The sequence below is a fragment of the Amycolatopsis umgeniensis genome (genome assembly GCF_014205155.1).
Classification (GTDB): Bacteria; Actinomycetota; Actinomycetes; order Mycobacteriales; family Pseudonocardiaceae; genus Amycolatopsis; species Amycolatopsis umgeniensis.
Window position 1 is genome coordinate 8,498,352 of record NZ_JACHMX010000001.1, and the last position, 16,338, is coordinate 8,514,689.

General features: G+C 68.6%; 14 protein-coding genes. 6 read left to right on the forward strand and 8 right to left on the reverse strand.

Annotated elements, in window-relative coordinates:
- The first annotated feature begins 2 nt into the window (after positions 1-2).
- On the forward strand, positions 3-1,469 hold the full coding sequence (locus HDA45_RS38720) for an SDR family oxidoreductase (protein ID WP_184903974.1): 1,467 nt from the start codon (positions 3-5) through the stop codon (positions 1,467-1,469).
- Between the two features lie 163 nt (positions 1,470-1,632).
- Here the strand turns inward: HDA45_RS38720 and HDA45_RS38725 are convergent, their stop codons facing one another.
- The gene (locus HDA45_RS38725; protein ID WP_221471352.1) at positions 1,633-3,342 is read right to left on the reverse strand and encodes a glycoside hydrolase family 6 protein; all 1,710 of its coding nucleotides are present in this window, start codon (positions 3,340-3,342) and stop codon (positions 1,633-1,635) included.
- 192 nt (positions 3,343-3,534) lie between these two features.
- Positions 3,535-4,140 carry a hypothetical protein gene (locus HDA45_RS38730; RefSeq protein WP_184903976.1) on the reverse strand — a complete coding sequence of 202 codons (606 nt, stop codon included), beginning with the start codon at positions 4,138-4,140 and terminating at the stop codon, positions 3,535-3,537.
- 71 nt (positions 4,141-4,211) lie between these two features.
- On the opposite strand from HDA45_RS38730, the gene HDA45_RS38735 reads away from it, so the two are divergent.
- Genes HDA45_RS38735 through HDA45_RS38745 form a run of 3 tightly spaced genes read left to right on the forward strand, consistent with a single transcriptional unit; the run spans position 4,212 to position 7,461 of the window.
- A complete protein-coding gene (locus HDA45_RS38735; protein ID WP_184903978.1) occupies positions 4,212-4,889 on the forward strand; it encodes a response regulator transcription factor in 678 nt (225 codons plus the stop codon).
- Positions 4,882-6,276, forward strand: a complete 1,395-nt coding sequence (locus HDA45_RS38740) for an ATP-binding protein (RefSeq protein WP_184903980.1) — start codon at positions 4,882-4,884, stop codon at positions 6,274-6,276. The genes HDA45_RS38735 and HDA45_RS38740 overlap by 8 nt, the downstream gene beginning before the upstream one ends.
- Positions 6,277-6,333: 57 nt before the next feature.
- Positions 6,334-7,461, forward strand: coding sequence for an acyltransferase family protein (locus HDA45_RS38745; RefSeq protein WP_184903982.1), 1,128 nt, complete (start codon positions 6,334-6,336; stop codon positions 7,459-7,461).
- Between the two features lie 12 nt (positions 7,462-7,473).
- On the opposite strand, the gene HDA45_RS38750 is transcribed toward HDA45_RS38745, so the two are convergent.
- Positions 7,474-8,916, reverse strand: coding sequence for a DHA2 family efflux MFS transporter permease subunit (locus HDA45_RS38750; RefSeq protein ID WP_184903985.1), 1,443 nt, complete (start codon positions 8,914-8,916; stop codon positions 7,474-7,476).
- 187 nt (positions 8,917-9,103) lie between these two features.
- On the opposite strand from HDA45_RS38750, the gene HDA45_RS38755 reads away from it, so the two are divergent.
- Entirely contained in the window at positions 9,104-9,955 is an 852-nt protein-coding gene (locus tag HDA45_RS38755; protein WP_378316568.1) for a maleylpyruvate isomerase N-terminal domain-containing protein, read from the forward strand.
- Positions 9,956-10,077: 122 nt separating this feature from the next.
- Here the strand turns inward: HDA45_RS38755 and HDA45_RS38760 are convergent, their stop codons facing one another.
- From HDA45_RS38760 to HDA45_RS38770, 3 genes are all read right to left on the reverse strand, one after another.
- On the reverse strand, positions 10,078-11,883 hold the full coding sequence (locus tag HDA45_RS38760) for a proprotein convertase P-domain-containing protein (protein ID WP_184903987.1): 1,806 nt from the start codon (positions 11,881-11,883) through the stop codon (positions 10,078-10,080).
- 83 nt (positions 11,884-11,966) lie between these two features.
- Positions 11,967-12,872: a helix-turn-helix domain-containing protein gene (locus HDA45_RS38765; protein ID WP_184903989.1), complete on the reverse strand. Its 906-nt coding sequence runs from the start codon at positions 12,870-12,872 to the stop codon at positions 11,967-11,969.
- 62 nt (positions 12,873-12,934) lie between these two features.
- Positions 12,935-13,327, reverse strand: a complete 393-nt coding sequence (locus HDA45_RS38770) for a winged helix-turn-helix transcriptional regulator (RefSeq protein ID WP_184903991.1) — start codon at positions 13,325-13,327, stop codon at positions 12,935-12,937.
- A gap of 98 nt (positions 13,328-13,425) precedes the next feature.
- Here HDA45_RS38770 and HDA45_RS38775 point away from each other — a divergent pair, with 98 nt between their 5' ends.
- A complete protein-coding gene (locus tag HDA45_RS38775; RefSeq protein ID WP_184903993.1) occupies positions 13,426-13,833 on the forward strand; it encodes a RidA family protein in 408 nt (135 codons plus the stop codon).
- A 3-nt stretch (positions 13,834-13,836) separates the two neighbouring features.
- Here the strand turns inward: HDA45_RS38775 and HDA45_RS38780 are convergent, their stop codons facing one another.
- On the reverse strand, positions 13,837-14,316 hold the full coding sequence (locus tag HDA45_RS38780; RefSeq protein ID WP_184903995.1) for a cupin domain-containing protein: 480 nt from the start codon (positions 14,314-14,316) through the stop codon (positions 13,837-13,839).
- Positions 14,317-14,446: 130 nt separating this feature from the next.
- Complete coding sequence (locus HDA45_RS38785) at positions 14,447-16,255, reverse strand: BTAD domain-containing putative transcriptional regulator (RefSeq protein WP_184903997.1); 1,809 nt, start codon at positions 16,253-16,255, stop codon at positions 14,447-14,449.
- Positions 16,256-16,338: the final 83 nt, after the last annotated feature.

A 16,338-nucleotide genomic window follows, 5' to 3' on the forward strand; every position in this document is an offset into this window, starting at 1 on the left:
GAATGCGATGTGTGGTGCTCGGTGCGACGGGATATGTCGGCGGACGGCTGGTGCCGCAGCTGCTCGACGCGGGCCACGAGGTGCGCGTGGTGGCCCGCTCCCCGGAGAAGGTCGCCGAAGAGCCGTGGCGTGACCTGGTCGAGGTCGAACGCGGCGACGTCACCGATCCGGCCTCGATCGAGACGGCCCTGACCGACGGCGAGGTGGTCTACTACCTCGTGCATTCGTTGGCGCGCAAGGACTTCGTCGAGGTCGACAGGGAGGCTGCGCGGACGGTCGCCGAGGCCGCGAAGACGGCGGGCGTGCGGCGGCTGGTGTACCTGGGCGGCATCGTGCCGGACGACGAAGAGCTGTCGCCGCATCTCGCGTCCCGTGCCGAAGTGGGCCGGGTCCTGCTGGACTCCGGGGTGCCCGCCGTCGTCCTGCAGGCGGCGGTGATCATCGGCTCTGGCTCGGCGAGCTTCGAGATGCTGCGCTACCTGACCGAGCGGCTTCCGGCGATGATCACCCCCAGATGGGTGCACAACCGGATCCAGCCGATCGCGATTCGCGACGTGCTGCATTACCTCGTGCACGCGGCGGAGCTGCCGTCCGAAGTGAACGGCGCCTTCGACATCGGCGGCCCCGACGTCCTGACGTACCTGGAGATGATGCGCCGCTACGCCGTCGTCGCCGGTCTGCCGAGGCGGGCCGTCGTACCCGTGCCGGTGCTGACGCCGTGGCTGTCCGCGCAGTGGGTCAACCTGGTCACGCCTGTGCCGAAGTCGATCGCCGTACCGCTGATCGAATCGCTGGTGCACGAGGTGGTCTGTCACGATCACGAGATCGCCGGGCACATCCCCGATCCGGAAGCGGGCCTGACCCACTACGAACACGCCGTCGAACTGGCCCTGACCCGGATCCGCAACGCCGACGTCCCGACCCGCTGGTCGGACGCGTCGACCGCTTCCGCGCCGTCGGATCCGCTGCCGAGCGACCCGGACTGGGCGGGCGGGACCGTCTACGAGGACAAGCGCGAACAGAAGACGGACGCCTCGCCGGAGGCGCTGTGGGACGTCATCGAGTCCATCGGCGGGGAACACGGCTGGTACTCGTTCCCGCTGGCGTGGTCGGTCCGCGGCTGGGCCGACCGGCTCGTCGGCGGCGTCGGGTTGCGGCGCGGCCGCCGGGATCCGCGACGGCTGCACCTCGGCGAGGCACTGGACTGGTGGCGCGTCGAATACCTCGACCGGCCGCGGCTGCTGAGGCTGCGGGCGGAGATGAAGCTGCCGGGGCGCGCGTGGCTCGAACTCGGCGTCGAGTCCGATGAGGACGGTGGGACCATCTACCGGCAGCGGGCGGTGTTCGAGCCGCACGGACTGGCCGGGCACGCGTATTGGAAGGCGATCGCGCCGTTCCACGGCGTCGTCTTCGGCGGGATGGTCCGCAACATCACCGGTGCGGCGCAAGGAGAAGCCGGCGGCTCGTGAGTGGTAAAGGCGGTTCTGCGCTGAATCGTCACTCGCGGCCGCTGTGACCGCTGGTGCGAGTGAGGCGGACGTGGCGATCCGCAAGTCCGTGAAGGCCTCCTTCACTACCTTCAGGGTAGGGAAGGAGGCCTTCACGGACCGAACCTACGTTCTCACCGGCCACTTACAGCGCCGGATAGGCGTTCTTCAGCAGTTCCTGGAACTGCGCCGAGAACCAGTGCCCGGACAGCGGCGCGTCGGGCAGCGCTCCGGACAGGTTGTTCTGGTTCCGCGGGTTACCGGTGTACGTCGGGTCGCACATCCGGTCGAAACCTTTGCCTTCGGTGTTCGGGATCTCTTTGCTCGCACCGTCGGACTCACCCGGCGGCTTGATCCAGACGTAGGCGTCGATCCCGGTCTCCGGAGCGGCCTTCGGACGTTCGCCGAGGCCCGCGCCCGACTGATTGCACCAGTTCCCGAGGTGGATACGGCGATCGGTCCTGCCCCCGTTCACGTAGGCGTCCACGGTGGTGGACGGGCCGGGGCCGGTCGGCCGCGCGGTGCCGCCCCAGCCGTTGCGCGAGGTGTCGATCAGCATGCCGACGTCCGACGGGAATCCGGCGCGGATGGCTTCCTGCCGGAACGCCTGAGCGTAGGACAGCTCGTCGACGTAGCGGTTCCAGTCGACCCACTTCGACGTCCGCACCGAAGTTCCGCCGACACTGTCGTTCACGGTGAAGTACGGCTCCTTGAGTGCGCCGTAGTTCGCGGTGTTCGCGATGAAACCGTGCACGTTGGCCGTGGTGCCGCCCGAGGCCCGAGCGGCCTGGGCGAAGAGCGCGGCGGACGGGGCGAGGTTGTCGTCCCAGCCGAGCCAGCCGTGGTGCCCGGCGTCGATGTAGTTGTAGACGTTGGGGATCGCGCCGAACTTCGCCAGCGCGTAGCCGACGCCGGAGACGTAGTTCCCGTTGGCCTTCATGACGTCGCACTGGGGTGTGGCCGTCGGCCGGGGTGTCACGTTGGTGACCAGGTTCGGCAGTGAGTCGATCTCGATCACGGTCACCACGTGCAGTGCCGAGTACTTCGGGTCGGCGAGGATCGTGGCGATGGGGTCGATGTAGTCCGTCTTGTACTTCGGGAGTTCGTCGGCCTTGAGTTCGCCGTTCGACGCGAGTGCGGCGCAGTCGCGGCCCGGCAGGTTGTAGATCACCAGCTGGACCACCACCGGTTTCCCGGCGGCCTGCCGGAGCGCTCCGTCGAGATGTCCGCGTAGCCCGAGGTTCGTGCCAGTGCCCGCGATGGCGGCGATCCGGTCGAGCCAGACGCCGGTGGGCTGGTTCGCGATCCGGCCGCCTCCCGGTTCCGCGGCGGCCTTGGCCGACCATTCCGGGTTCACGTACACGTCGGCGTCGGCGTAGGGGTTGTCCGCCTTGGGGCCGCCGGGGCCGGGGGTCGTGGTGGTGGTCGGGACGGTGGAACCGGTACAGGTGGTGCCCTTCAGGGTGAAGACCGTGGGCTTCCCGTTGGTGCCGGAGAAGCTTCCGTTGAATCCGGGGGAGGCGGTGGCGCCGGTACCGAGCGAACCGTTCCATCCCGCGTCGCGGACCGTCACCCCCTTGCCCTGCTGGGTGAAGGTCCCGTTCCAGCCCTGCTGGACCTGCTGATCGCCGGGGAAGTCCCAGCCCAGCGTCCAGCCACCGCTGATCGGGTCGCCGAGGTTTGTGACGGTCACGGTGGCCCCGAAACCGGTGTCCCATTGGTTGGTGATCGTGTAGTCGACCTTGCAGCCCGGCGCCGCTTGGGCGCTCGAGCCCAGCACCACCGGCACCGTCACCATCGCCAGCACCGCGGTGACGGCCAGCGGTGCCGAAACACCCTTTCTGCGGAATCTCATTCGTCGCCTCCTTGCGACCGGGATCCGATTTATGGGAGCGCTCCCATCGGGACCGTAAAGGGGTCGCATCCGTCGAGACAAGGTCGTCGGGTCCGAAATATGGGATCGCTCCCAGAAGGCGACGAAAGGACTGAGCCGCCCGGGGGAAGGCTCGCCCTGACGGACGCGGAGCCTTCCGCCGAACAGCGGTGATCAGGCTTTGAGCGCCTTCATGGTGTCTTCGGCGCTTTTCTTGACCTTGTCCCGCACTTCCTGCTCGACGGTGGGCCACGCCGCGGTATCGCGGGAGATGCCGGTCCCGGTGACGGTGAGGACCAGCGAGCCGTGCCGGACGAGGTACTTGTAGAGCCACAGGTCGTCGGACACCCACGGCTTCGAGTCGTCGTGCTGCCGGTACAGATACGCCGCGGTGCCGAGGCCTTCCACGTCGGTGACGGTGAGGTCGGTACCGGGTCCGCTCCGCTTGTCGTCGTTCTTCCGGAAGTCGTCGTACATGACCTTGGCGGCGGATTCGCCCGACGGATGGATCGCGATGAACGTCGTCAGCGTGACGTAACCGCCGGAACCTTCGAACTCCATCGCGCAGTTCCCGCCTTCGAGCCCGCTGACGAGGTTGCTCGGCGTCTTGGACGGGGAGTCCTTGGTGAGGGCCTCGAAGTCGGCCGTGTTCACCACCGCGCACGCGTCGCCGCCGTTGAGACGGTAGGTGGGCGGCGGCTCGGGTTCGGAGGAGCAGCCTGCGACGGTGGTGACGGCGAGAGCCGCGAGAAGCGCTCCGCGGAGGCGGTGGGCGGGCATGACCGGATGGTGACAGCGGGTTCACCGTGCCATGAGGGCATTTGTGCCCGGCCGTATGGGATCGTGAGCGGATGAGGATCTTGCTCGTGGAGGACGAGCGGCGGCTGGCCGAATCGCTGCGGGCGGGGCTGAGCGCCGAGGGTTACGCCGTGGACGTCGCGCACAGCGGCCGTGACGCGCTTTGGTACGCCGCCGAACATCCGTACTCCGCGATGATCCTCGACATCATGCTGCCCGGTCTCAACGGCTACCGCGTCTGCCGAAGGTTGCGCGAACGAGGTGACACCACGCCGATCCTCATGCTGACCGCGAAAGACGGCGAGGACGACGAGATCGAGGCGCTGGACACCGGCGCCGACGACTTCTTGCCGAAGCCGTTCTCCTATGGTGTCCTGCTCTCCCGGTTGCGGGCGCTGATCCGGCGCGGGGGAGCGACCAGGCCCGGCACGCTGCGGCTCGGTGATCTCGAACTCGACCAGGCGAGTCACCTGTGTCGCCGCGGCACGGCCGAGATCCCGTTGACCACCAAGGAGTTCGCGCTGCTGGCGTACCTGATGAAACGGCAGGGCGAGGTGGTCACGAAGGCCGAACTGCTGGAGAACCTCTGGGATTTCGCGGCGTCCGCGACCGCGAACCTGGTGGAGGTCCACATGAGCGCGCTGCGGCGCAAGATCGATGTGCCGTTCGGGGCGGAGACGATCCGGACCGTCCGCGGCGCGGGTTACCACGTGGTGGGTTCCGGTGCGTAGGTTCTGGCGGACCACCCGGTTCCGGGTCGCGCTCACGTCTTTCCTGACGTCGATCATCGCTCTGGCGGTCGTTTCGGCGTGGCTGGTGCTCGATGCCCAGAACCGGCTGGGCAACGGCGCCGCGCAGGTCGCGAGGGAGCGCGCGGCCGCGATCGTCCAGGTGCTGAACACCGGTGCCGCTCCGGCGGATCTGCGGCTCCTCGTGCAGGCTTCGGTCTACGAGGTGACCACCCAGACCGGCGAGCGTGTCGCGTCTTGTCCCGGCCTGCGTTCCGGGTCGATCGTCCCGGACGGAGGCTACGCGTACGGTGACAGTGTCCAGAACCTCAAGCCTGGCGACGTCGATCTCGCCAGGCGGGAATCCGGCTTCTGCGCGAGTGCGCTCGGGGAAGATCCAGAGGGGAACGGAGTCCGGCTGCACGTGGCGGCCACCGTGAGCGGTGACAGTAAGTACCGGATCTACGGAGCCGCCATCGTCGACGAGTCCGGACAGGCGGCGCTCGATGCGGTGCGCATGACGCTTTTCGCGGGAGTCCCGGTCATCGCACTGCTGATCGGGGTGATCGCGTGGCTCGCGGTCCGCCGGTCGCTGCGCCCGGTCGAGGCGATCCGCTCCGAGGTCGCGGAAATCGGCGCGCACGATCTGTCCCGCCGGGTCCCGGCCCCGGACAGTGCCGACGAGATCGCGAAGCTCGCGGACACGATGAACACGATGCTCTCCAGGCTGGACACCGCCGTCGGCAGGCAGAGCCGGTTCACCTCGGACGCGTCGCACGAACTGCGCACCCCGCTGGCCTCCCTGCGGACCCAACTGGAGGTACTCCTCGCGCATCCGGACAGGCTGGACTGGCGCGACGCCTGCCGAAACGCGCTCCTCGACATCACTCGGCTGCAGGATCTCGTCGCGGATCTCGTGCTGCTCGGCAAACTGGACAACGCGGAACCGGAGCGGCTCGCGCCGGTGCGACTGTCCGAAGTGGTCGAATCCTGTCTCTCCGGACGGCAGGGTGTCCGCGCGGAGATCGGGGGAGATCCGGTCGTCCTCGGGAATCGCGGGCGGCTGGAACGTCTGCTGCGCAACCTGGTGGACAACGCGCAACGGCACACCCGGACCGGCGTCGAGGTCGCGGTGTCCACAGTGGACGGCTTCGTCGTGCTGTCGGTCACCGACGACGGCCCCGGTATCCCCGCCGCGGATCGCGAGCGGGTGTTCGACCGTTTCGTCCGGCTGGACGACGGACGCGCGCGTGACGACGGTGGTGCCGGTCTCGGGCTGGCGATCGTCGCCGACATCGCCCACGCGCACGGCGGCACGGCCGAGGTCGCCGATTACGACGGCGGGGCCCGCCTCGTCGTCCGCCTGCCGTCGGCGGAAACGCGAAACTGAAGACGTCTTCAGCTTCCTTAAGCTTCGGTTCAGCGTCCGGGCCCGAACCTACGGGCCATGTCCGACCTTTCGCGCCGCTCCTGGTGGCGGCCGCTCAGCCACGCCGACTACCTGGCCTCGTCCTGGTTCCCCGGTCTCACCGGCGTGCGTGCGCTCGCCGCCGTGGCCGTGGTGTTCTTCCACTACGGAGGCCCCGCGCTGGACCGCTTGCAGGGCTGGATCGCCGTGCAGCTGTTCTTCGTGCTGTCCGGGTTCCTGATCACCACCCTGTCCCTGCGCGAAGAGGGCCGCACCGGCCGGATCTCACTGCGGGAGTTCTACCTGCGCAGGGTCTTCCGGATCTTGCCCGTGTACTTCCTGCTCCTGGCGTTGACCACGCTCGCGGTGATTCTCGGCGGCACCTACCAGAGCAGCAGGCTCGCCGACGCCATGCCGTACTACCTCGTCTTCGGCAACGAACTCGTCGACTTCAACACGCCCTATCCGACGTCGTGGTCGCTGGGGGTGGAGGAGAAGTTCTACCTGGTCTGGCCCGCGCTGCTGGTGCTCACCTCGTTCGCGCGAAGCGGGAAGACGGCGCTGAGACTGCTGCTCGGCGCGTCGGCCGTCCTCGGCGTGGTGCTGTTCGCGCTGCCGCTGGCTCCGACGCACACCTGGGCGAGCCTTTCGGTGCACTACTGCTCGCTGGTCATCGGCTGCCTGCTGGCGATGACGCTCCACCATCCGCGGGGGTTCGCCCTGGTCCGGCCATTGACCAGCCCCGTCGTGGCCACGGTGATCGGCTGCGGGTTCGTGGTGCTGCAGTTTTCCGTCGGACCGCTGGCGAAGGCGCTCGGCGGGCACTGGCAGTTCGTGGTCCCGGTGTACGCGGCGGGCTCGGCGCTGCTGCTCGTGGCCGTCGTTTCGCCGGGGCCGGTCCGGAAACTGCTCTCGAGCAGGCCGATGACCTTCGTCGGCGATCGGTCGTACGCGCTGTACCTCGCCCAGACAGGCGCCGCCGGGGTGACGGGCTGGCTGCTGCCCAGCGGGTACGCCAAGGCCGCGGCGACCACGGGGGTCGCCCTGCTGTTCGCCTGTGCGCTGCGCCGGTGGGTCGAACAGCCCGCCATCGCCTACGGCCGGAAGGTGATCGGACGACGAACGCCCGCCGAGCCTCCGATGGAGGCCACGGCGGGCGCCAGATGAGCTGGTCCGTCGTCAGTGGTGTGCGGCCACGGCGCCGGCGCTCTTCTTGACGAACAGCGAACCGACGAACGCGGCCAGTCCGACGCAGCCGGCGACCATGAACGTGGTGCGGATACCCGCGGCGTCGGGGCTGGCCGACCCGGCCGTCGTCGTACTCGCCGTGGCCACCGCGATGAACACGGCGGTGCCGAGCGCGCCGGCGAGCTGCTGCAGGGTGGCGAGGATCGCGCTGCCGTGTGAATACAGGTGCTCGGGCAGCGAACCGAGGGACTCGGTCATCAGCGGCGTCATCATCAGGCCGAGACCGCCCATCAGGAGGACGTGGATGGCGATGACCGCGACCAGCGGAGATCCCGCGCCGAGCAGGGCGAACAGCCACAGCGAGACCGCCATCGCGGCCGCGCCGGGGATGACCAGGGGCCGGGGGCCGAAGCGGTCGTACAGCGCGCCGACCGGGCGGCCGAGCAGCCCGAGGACCAGACCGCCGGGAAGCACCGCGAGCCCGCTGACGAACGTGCTGGTGTGCAGGACTGTCTGCAGGTACAGCGGGAGCAGGATCGCCGCGGCGCCGAGCAGGCACATGAACAGCAGTGCCGTCAGCACCAGCGAGACGATGAAACTGCGATGGGTGAACGGGCGCAGGTCCAGCAGCGCGCGGTCTTCCTTCTGCAGGCGCAACTGGCGCCAGGTGAACACCGCGAGCGCCACGACCCCGACGACGATCGGCACCCACGGCGGCACCGGCTGGTGCCCGCCCGCCGACTCGCCGGACGTCGAGAGGCCGTACAACACGCCGCCGAAACCGACGGCGGACAGGATCACCGACAGCACGTCCAGCGGAACCTTGCGGGTCTCGCTCTCGAGCTTCAGCCGCAGCATGCCGACCACCAGCGCGGCGATCGAGAGCGGCAGAACGATCCAGAACATCCAGCGCCAGCCGAGCGAGGAGAGCACCGCGCCGCCGATGGTCGGGCCGATGGCGGGGGCGACCGCGATGACGATGGTGATCGTGCCCATCGTGGCGCCGCGTTTCTCGACCGGGACCAGGCGCATCACCGTCGTCATCAGCAGCGGCAGCATGACCGCTGTACCGCAGGCCTGGATCACCCGGCCGGTGAGCAGCAGGCCGAAGCCCGGCGCGAGCGCGCTGACCAGCGTGCCGGTGCTGAACAGGGTCAGCGAGGCGAGGAAGACCTGGCGCGGGGTGAACCGTTCGAGCAGGAACCCGGTGATCGGGATGACGACCGCCATGGTGAGCAGGAAGCCACTGGTCAGCCACTGCACGGTGGTGGTCGGGACCTTGAGGTCGACGGTCAGGTCACGCAGCGCGACGCTCAGGATGGTCTCGTTGAGGATCATCACGAACGCGGAAAGGACCAGGACCCCGATCAGGAGCCCGGCGCTCGCCGGTGCCCTTTCCTGGTCGCGGGTGGTTTCGGGCAGGGTCTCGGTCATTTGTTTAGGGCTCCTGGAAGGGCGCGGTCGCGAAAAGGCGAGGCTGATCTACGGTTCAGTCTGCCTGTGCCGGTCGGTGTGTGTCACGTCGATTTCCGTAGTGAGTACGGTCACTACGCTCAGAGCGGAAACCGGGTCCGCACGTGAGCGGAACGGATTTTCGGCCCCATCACGATAAAATCGCGTCGTGACCAGAGCGATCACGGCTGATCAATGGCGGTCGGCTCGACGCGCCTTTCGGGTGACGGGAAGGCGATTCGCCGAACTGGTGACCGGCGTTCCGGATCCCGGTGCGATGGTCACCGCGGAGTGGACGGTGGCCGACACCGTTGCCCATGTCGCGATGATCGCGAAGATGTACAGCTCGCTGGTGCGGCCGGACAGCGCGCCGCTTTTGGACGCCCGTGGGCAAGGGCAGGTCGAAAAGACCACTGTGGATACGGTTTCCGTGCTGAACACCTTGGTACTGGCGGATTTCCCCGAACGCGACATCGGCGTGCTGGTGACGGGGTTGCTCGCTGACATCGAGGAAGTGCTGCGAGTGACGGAGGGCGCCGACCCGGCGACCCCGCTGGACTGGCTCGGGGAATCGAAAGTGCCACTGGCCGGTGTCCTCGCGCACCTGGTCAACGAACTGCAGATCCACGGCTGGGACATCGCCAAGGCGCTGAAACTGCGGTGGACGATGCCGCCGGCCGACGCGGCGTTGTTCTTCGACCTCTTCATGGTGGGCGTGCTGACACACGGCACCGGGCATCTTCTCGACACCGACGAACCGCCTCGCGAAAGGCGTATCGCCGTGGCCTTCCGCTCGGCGTACACGGCTCCGGTCGTACTGGTGCTGCATCGGGGACGGGTCACGGTCGAGGAGCCCGGCGGCCCGGTCGACGCGCGGATCGCGTTCGATCCGCCGTCGCTGAACTTGATGCTGTTCCACCGGGTCGGCAAGGCGCGGACCGTGCTGACGCGCAAGATCGTCGTCAGCGGTCGTCGACCTTGGTTGCTGCCCGCGTTCCTGCGGGTGGTGCGGTTGCCCTAGTGGGTGGTGAGACGCTCGCGGAGCTGCGATTTGAGGTCCGTGAAGGCCTCCTTCCCTACCTTCAGGGTAGGCAAGGAGGCCTTCACGGACCGAACCCCCGATCCCCCCCCCACGCACCGGCCTTAAAGCGTCAGCGACCAGGTGTCGAGAACTCCCGTGTCACCAGGGCCGTAGTCGGTGACACGCAGCTGCCACTTCCCGCCCGCCGGGGACGACGCGCCGGGCACCGAGAACGTCCGCGCGCCGTTCCAGGCCGTGCACGCCGAACCGCCGCTGTACTTGAGCGCGTAGGCCTTGCCCTTGGGATCCACGAGCGTCACGCCGAGGTCCTCGGCGCAGGTGTGCCGGATCGTCACCGAAAGCGCGAGCGACGTCGCGGCCTGTCCGGAGAGTGTCGACGTCACCGGGCTGAACACCTGCTGATAGTCGCGGATCGCGAAGTCGGTGTCGTTGCTCAGCGTCCGGCCGCCGCTGTTGCCCGGCTGCGTCTTGGCGGACACGACACCGCTCGCGGGCGACACGTTCCCTGCCGCGTCACGGGCCTTCACGGTGAAGGCATAGGAGGTGTCCGGGCTGAGACCGCTCACGGTGGCGCTGGTCCCCGTCGCGGACGTCGCCAGCGTCGAGCCGTTGTAGACGTCGTAACCCGTGACACCGACGTTGTCCGTGGCCGCGTCCCAGGCCAGCGAGACACTGTCGGTCGTCGTGCCGGTGGAGCGCGCGTTGCCGGGTGCGGTGGGCGCGGTGGTGTCACCGTTGCCGCCGCCCGTCACCAGCGTCAGGTTCCACTTGGTCAGCGCTTCGATCACCGGCTGGAAGATCGACATGTCCCCGTCGCTCGGGTTCGGCACGCACTGCGACGGGCCGCCGTCGTGCAGGCCGACCGCCTTGGTGCCGAGCAACCAGCCGCCGCCCGAGTCGCCGCCGAGCGAACACGCCGTCGTCCAGGTGAGGTCCTCGATGATCAGCCCGCCGCCGTAGTCGACGGATTTGTGCGTGTACTTCACCTCGCCGCACTTCCACTTCGACGTGTTGCCGGAGTGACAGACCCGGTCGCCGACCATCGCCTCGGCCGAGCCGCTGATGGTGACGGCGGGCTCGCCCCAGGTGTTGACGGCCGCCGAGAGTTCCCAGCCGGGCTGCGTCACCGCGACGACGCCCATGTCGCCTTCGCGGGCGTTGACGCTGCGCGTCCCGCCGACGTTCGACGTGCCGATGCGGTTCTGCTGACTCTGCGCGCCATAAGCGGCCTGATCACGGTCGTTCGTGCAGTGCCCGGCGGTGAGGAAGTGCTTGCCACCCGCCGAATCGGTCGCGCCGAACCCGACCGAACAGTTGCTCTCACTGCCCGGCCACCACGGGCTGCCGGTTTGGATCGTGCCCGCCTGCTGCCGCGGCGAAGACCCGGTTTCGGTGATCCGCACGCCAAGATTCCTTGCCTGCGAAAGGAAACTCTCGGTCTCGGCGGTCTTGCGTGCACGGTCGACCGAGACGCCGACCTCGTTGTTCCGGACGTCGACGCCCCAGCCGAACACGCCGGGCACACCGTCGCCGACGAGCGCGCGGACGGCTTTGTCGGTCCGGTCGAGATCAGCCTTGGTTCGGGACACCAATCGCGTCTCGGCGCCGGTTGCCTTTGCCGCGTCGGCGTCCGCGGTGTTCGTGACGGCGAGCGTGAGCTTGCCGGTGGCCGCGTCGAACCACTGCCCGGCGGTGCGGGCGCGCAGCCCGGCGGGCAGTGACGCGGCCAGCCGGTGGGCTTCGTCCTGCGCCGCGAGCTGGGACTTCGCCTCGGAGACGGTCAACCCGAACGCGGCGGCCACCCCGTTCACCTCGGCGTCGGGATGGGCCGGTGAAGCGGCTTGAGCCGTCGGGCTGAGCCCCAGTGTGGCCAAAGCCACGAGGCTCAGATAGGAAAGGACTCGCATGCGCACTCCTCGAATCGAAAAGCAGGTGCGCCGACGGTAAATCCCTTACCGCATGAAATTGTAGATCCGCGAGTCGTTAACAATTAAGAGTCCCAGTCCCAATCGAAGCCGAACCGGCCTGGGCCGAAATTCAGCGCGACACCGTGCACGGAATCGCCGCCGGGCAAGACATCGGTCCACTCGGCGGGCTGTCCGTCCTGTTCGGAATAGCGGCGGCATCGCGCCGGGAGGACACCGGGGGAGAACCGGATCTCGAGTACGTATTCCCGGGTGGGCAGGCGGAATTTGCGTTCGTAGTTCGTCGCGAGCGGGAACGGGGCGCTGTTCACCAGAGTGTGTTCGGTGATGACCGTTTCGCCTTTCGCGAGCGGCCGTTCGAAGAGCAGTTCCATCACGAGAAGACCGTCTTCGGGGCGGTGCACGCTCCGGCCGGCACGGCAGCCTCGTAGCGAAGTCACCTGAGGCAGCGGCCGGTCGTGTTCGTCGATGTGGACGATGACCACCCATCGGTCCGGTCCGTCGGCCTCGGCGCGCAGCACCTGCCGCGAGTGGAACGCGAGCTCCTCCTGCCCGGGACCGACGGACACGACGTCGTGCTGGCTGATCCTCGTCAGCCGTTCGTCCCACCGCGTGTCGACTTCGCTGACGGCCGCGTCGATCCGCGTCCGGTCCGGCCAGAACCGGCCGATCTCCGGCAGGCCGTCGGCGCGGGCGGGCCACCTGCCGCGGGCGCGTGGCGGGCCGAGCAACGCGGTCAGGCGGCCGGGCGGGACGTCCAGTACCTGCTCGAGGTGTCGGAGCGCGAGTACCGAGTCCCGACGCTCCGGACGGCTGCGCCCGGATTGCCAATAGCTGAGCGTCGCCGCGGTGATCGAGACGCCCCGGACACGCAGATGGTCTCGCAGGCGTTCCAGGCTGAGGCCACGCGCCCGGATCGCTTCGCGCAGCGCGCCGGCGAAGGTCCCGTCGTGCGGCAACTGCCCGGACATCACGCGACGAGCATAGATCCGGACGGCGGGTAATTGAACCGGTCGAGGCCCTGGCCAGGCCGTTAACCGTTAACAGGGGTGTCGAACCGGCGGCGCGAGTCTTCGATGTGGCCGAGGAACCGGTGGGTCCAGTCGCACATCCCGTCGACCGTCGCGCGCAGGCCGTGCCCCGCCTCGGTGAGGGTGTAGTCGACCCGCGGCGGCACGGTCGGATGCACCGTCCGCCCGACCAGGCCGTTGCGCTCCAGCATGCGCAGGTTCTGCGTGAGCATCTTGTGGCTGATGCCCTCGATGTCGTTCCGCAGTTCGGTGAACCGCCGCGTGCGGTCGCCGATCGTCTCGATGATCAGGAGCGCCCACTTGTTGGCGACGTCGGAGAAGATCTCCCTCGCCAGCGAGTCCGCCCTCAGCAGATCCGCGTCGTCCGCCGTACCGCTGAGCTGCTTGGTTCCCATGAGGTTCCCCAGTCACGAAAAAGTGCGTTCTTCCAGGTCGCCCCACACTCTCCTACAGTTCCTGGGTAACCACAAGTGACCATGAACAAGGAGTAGGGATGAGCATCACCCTGGTGAATCCGGCTGGGCTGCCGGAGATCCCCGCGTACCGGCAGGTTTCGATCGCGACAGGGTCGAAGCTGGTCTTCATCGCGGGCCAGGTCTCCTGGGACGCCGACGGCGCCACTGTCGGCGAAGGTGACCTCGCCGCCCAGGTCGAACAGTGCTACCTGAACGTCGCCACCGCGCTCGCCGGGGCGGGCGCCACTTTCGACGACGTCGCGAAGATGACCGTCTACGTCGTCGACTGGACCCTGGACAAACTCGCGTTGTTCCTCGAAGGCGTGGACCGGGCCGCCGCCAAGCTGGGCGGCACCCCGGTCCCGCCGGGCACGCTGATCGGTGTCGCGGCGCTCGACGTGCCCGAGCACCTGGTCGAGGTCGAAGCGACGGCGGTCATCGACTGACGTTCACTGACCGCGGGCGGCGCGCCAGATCGGGCTGTCGACGTAGTGGTTGTCGTACTGCTTCGAGGACGCGGCGATCTCCGAGGGGTCCGCCTCGCCGCGGGCGACCCGGTCGAGAAGCCGGTAGTAGTCGAAGCGGGCCATGCCAGGGGTGAAGGTCACCAGGACGTCGGCGTCCGAGCCGGCCTCGGGTCCGAACGCGTGCGGCACCTTCGGCGGCACGGCGAGGAAGTCGCCCTTCTCCAGGGTGTGCAGGGTTTCGTCGACGAGCACCTGGAGTTTTCCTTCGAGCACGAAGAAGAACTCGGTCGCGCGGGTGTGGAAGTGGGCCGGGGTGCCGAAGACGCCGTCCTTCAGGGTCGCGCGGTTCGCGGTGAAGCCGCCGTCGGTGGTGTCCGAGTCGGCCAGCAGGGTGATGTCGCTGCCCGGCGCGTCGCTGACGATCTCGGCGTCGGCGGCCTTGAGGAGGATGGGGTCGAACATGGTGGCGTCTCCTTGGTTTCCGTGTCCAGCAGGCTCGCTGACAGGACGAGCTTCTCCTGGCGGCGGGTCTTGATCAACGCGGAAAGCCGCGCCGATCGATAATGTGACGGTTATCAATCGGCGCGGCGGTTCACCACGACAGCACGGCTCTCTGGGTCGGGACGGTCGCGCCGAGCCCGGCCGAGAACAGCCGCATGAGCGGGGGGAGCCGATAGGTGTCCTGCTCGCCCCATTCGGCGAGCCCGAGATCGACCAGGCGATCCAGCGCGGCCTCGGCTTTCGACGGGCAAGTGTCGAGGACGGCGGCGGCCCGCCTGGTGTCGCACACCTCGAAACCGGGCCTGCCGAGCAGGCGGAACGCGGCCGCGGCCAACGGATCCTTGCCCGCTGTGACCTGCCGGAAAGCCGACGAGTACAGCGCGCGCAGCGACTCCCCGCCGAACCCGAGTTCGTCCAGCCTGCTCTCCTCGGGAGCGAGCCGGTGCGCGAGCCAGGACAGTGACCGGGTCGGCCGGTTGGCCAGTACGGCGCCCGCGATCCGCAACGCGGCCGGGATCCCGTGGCAGTACCGCACGATCTGCGCCGCCGCGCCGGGTTCACCCTCCACTCTGGACCGGCCCGCGAGCCTGCCCAGCATGTCGAGTCCGTCCTCATCGGACAGCCTGCCGAGCCCGATCTGGTCCGCGCCGTCCAGCATCAACGGCGAACGGCTGGTGATCAGCACCGCGCACGAACCCGTCGCCGGGATCAGGGAGCGGAGCGCGGCGGAGCCGGTCGCGCCGTCGAGCACCAGCAGCACCGCGCGGTGGGCGAGATGGGACCGGAGCACGGCCGCGGCCTCGTCCGGCGCCCACGGGATGTCCGAGGCCGGAACGCCGAGATGCCGCAGTAACCGGGGTGGCACCCGGGAATCCGGGCCGTTGGCGCTCAGGTCGACGTACAACTGCCCGCCGGGGAACCGTGCCCCCGCCCGGTGCGCCACCTCCAGGACCAGTGCGCTCTTCCCGATGCCGCACGGACCGTGCACCACCGCGACCTTCGGCCCGGCGTGATCCTCCCCGGCGAGCAGCGCGGTCAGCTTGGCGGCGTCTCCAGCCCGTCCGGCGAACGCGCGGCACCGCACCGGGAGTTCGCGCGGTGTGGTGGATTCCGGCGCCGCGGTGGTGATGGAGACGGTCGCGGGGGAGACGGCGGCGAGGCCCGGATCCCGGTCCAGCATCGCCCGATGGAGTTCGGCGAGATCCGGCGACGGTTCGAGCCCGAGACGGTCCGCGAGCACGCGACGACAGTCGGTGTAGACGGCGAGTGCTCCCGCCGGGTCTCCGGACCGGTACAGAGCGGTCATCAGATGTGCCCACAAGCGTTCCCGCAACGGATGTTCGGTGACGAACTCGCGCAGCGGCGCGATCACCTCGCGGTGCTCACCGAGCCGGAGCCGGGCGTCGAGATGGTCTTCGGCGACGGAGAGCCGTAATTCCTCGACGGGCGCGATCGAGCCGGCGAGGGCGTCGTTGTCGGCGAGATCTTCCAACGCCGCACCGCGGCAGGCTGAAAGTGCCTCACCGAGGTGGCGGACAGCGGCGGCGTGATCACCGCGTGCGAGCGCCGCACGGCCCGCGCCCGCTCGCTCGGTGAACACGTGAAGATCCAATTCTCCTTGGCGCAGCAGGATTTCGTACCCCGAAGCGCGGCCGGATATCCGTTCCCCCGGTAGCACGCTCCGGAGCCGGTTCGCATAGGTGCGCAGGTTGGCGACCGCGGAAAGGGGCGGTTCGTCTCCCCACAAAGTCTGGAGCAGCCTGCGGATCGGGACCGTCCGGCCGGGATGCAGCAGCAGCGCGGCCAGAAGCGTGCGCTGTTTCACGGAGCCCAGCGCGATCGTCCCGCCTTCGGTGTGTACCTCGAGCCTCCCCAGAACCCTGAACTCGATCGACGTCACTCACACCTCTCCCGAGAGTTGGAGACAGAAACGTGAGACCCCTTAAGGCGGTTCTATCACCGATGACTTTGCCGGAGGTTCAC

Coding starts and splice junctions, on each gene's coding strand:
- HDA45_RS38725 (WP_221471352.1), bottom strand. CDS start 3,342: ATGAGATTCCGCAGAAAGGGTGTTTCGGCACCGCTGGCCGTCACCGCG.
- HDA45_RS38720 (WP_184903974.1), top strand. CDS start 3: ATGCGATGTGTGGTGCTCGGTGCGACGGGATATGTCGGCGGACGGCTG.
- HDA45_RS38735 (WP_184903978.1), top strand. CDS start 4,212: ATGAGGATCTTGCTCGTGGAGGACGAGCGGCGGCTGGCCGAATCGCTG.
- HDA45_RS38745 (WP_184903982.1), top strand. CDS start 6,334: ATGTCCGACCTTTCGCGCCGCTCCTGGTGGCGGCCGCTCAGCCACGCC.
- HDA45_RS38775 (WP_184903993.1), top strand. CDS start 13,426: ATGAGCATCACCCTGGTGAATCCGGCTGGGCTGCCGGAGATCCCCGCG.
- HDA45_RS38780 (WP_184903995.1), bottom strand. CDS start 14,316: ATGTTCGACCCCATCCTCCTCAAGGCCGCCGACGCCGAGATCGTCAGC.
- HDA45_RS38760 (WP_184903987.1), bottom strand. CDS start 11,883: ATGCGAGTCCTTTCCTATCTGAGCCTCGTGGCTTTGGCCACACTGGGG.
- HDA45_RS38770 (WP_184903991.1), bottom strand. CDS start 13,327: ATGGGAACCAAGCAGCTCAGCGGTACGGCGGACGACGCGGATCTGCTG.
- HDA45_RS38765 (WP_184903989.1), bottom strand. CDS start 12,872: ATGTCCGGGCAGTTGCCGCACGACGGGACCTTCGCCGGCGCGCTGCGC.
- HDA45_RS38750 (WP_184903985.1), bottom strand. CDS start 8,916: ATGACCGAGACCCTGCCCGAAACCACCCGCGACCAGGAAAGGGCACCG.
- HDA45_RS38730 (WP_184903976.1), bottom strand. CDS start 4,140: ATGCCCGCCCACCGCCTCCGCGGAGCGCTTCTCGCGGCTCTCGCCGTC.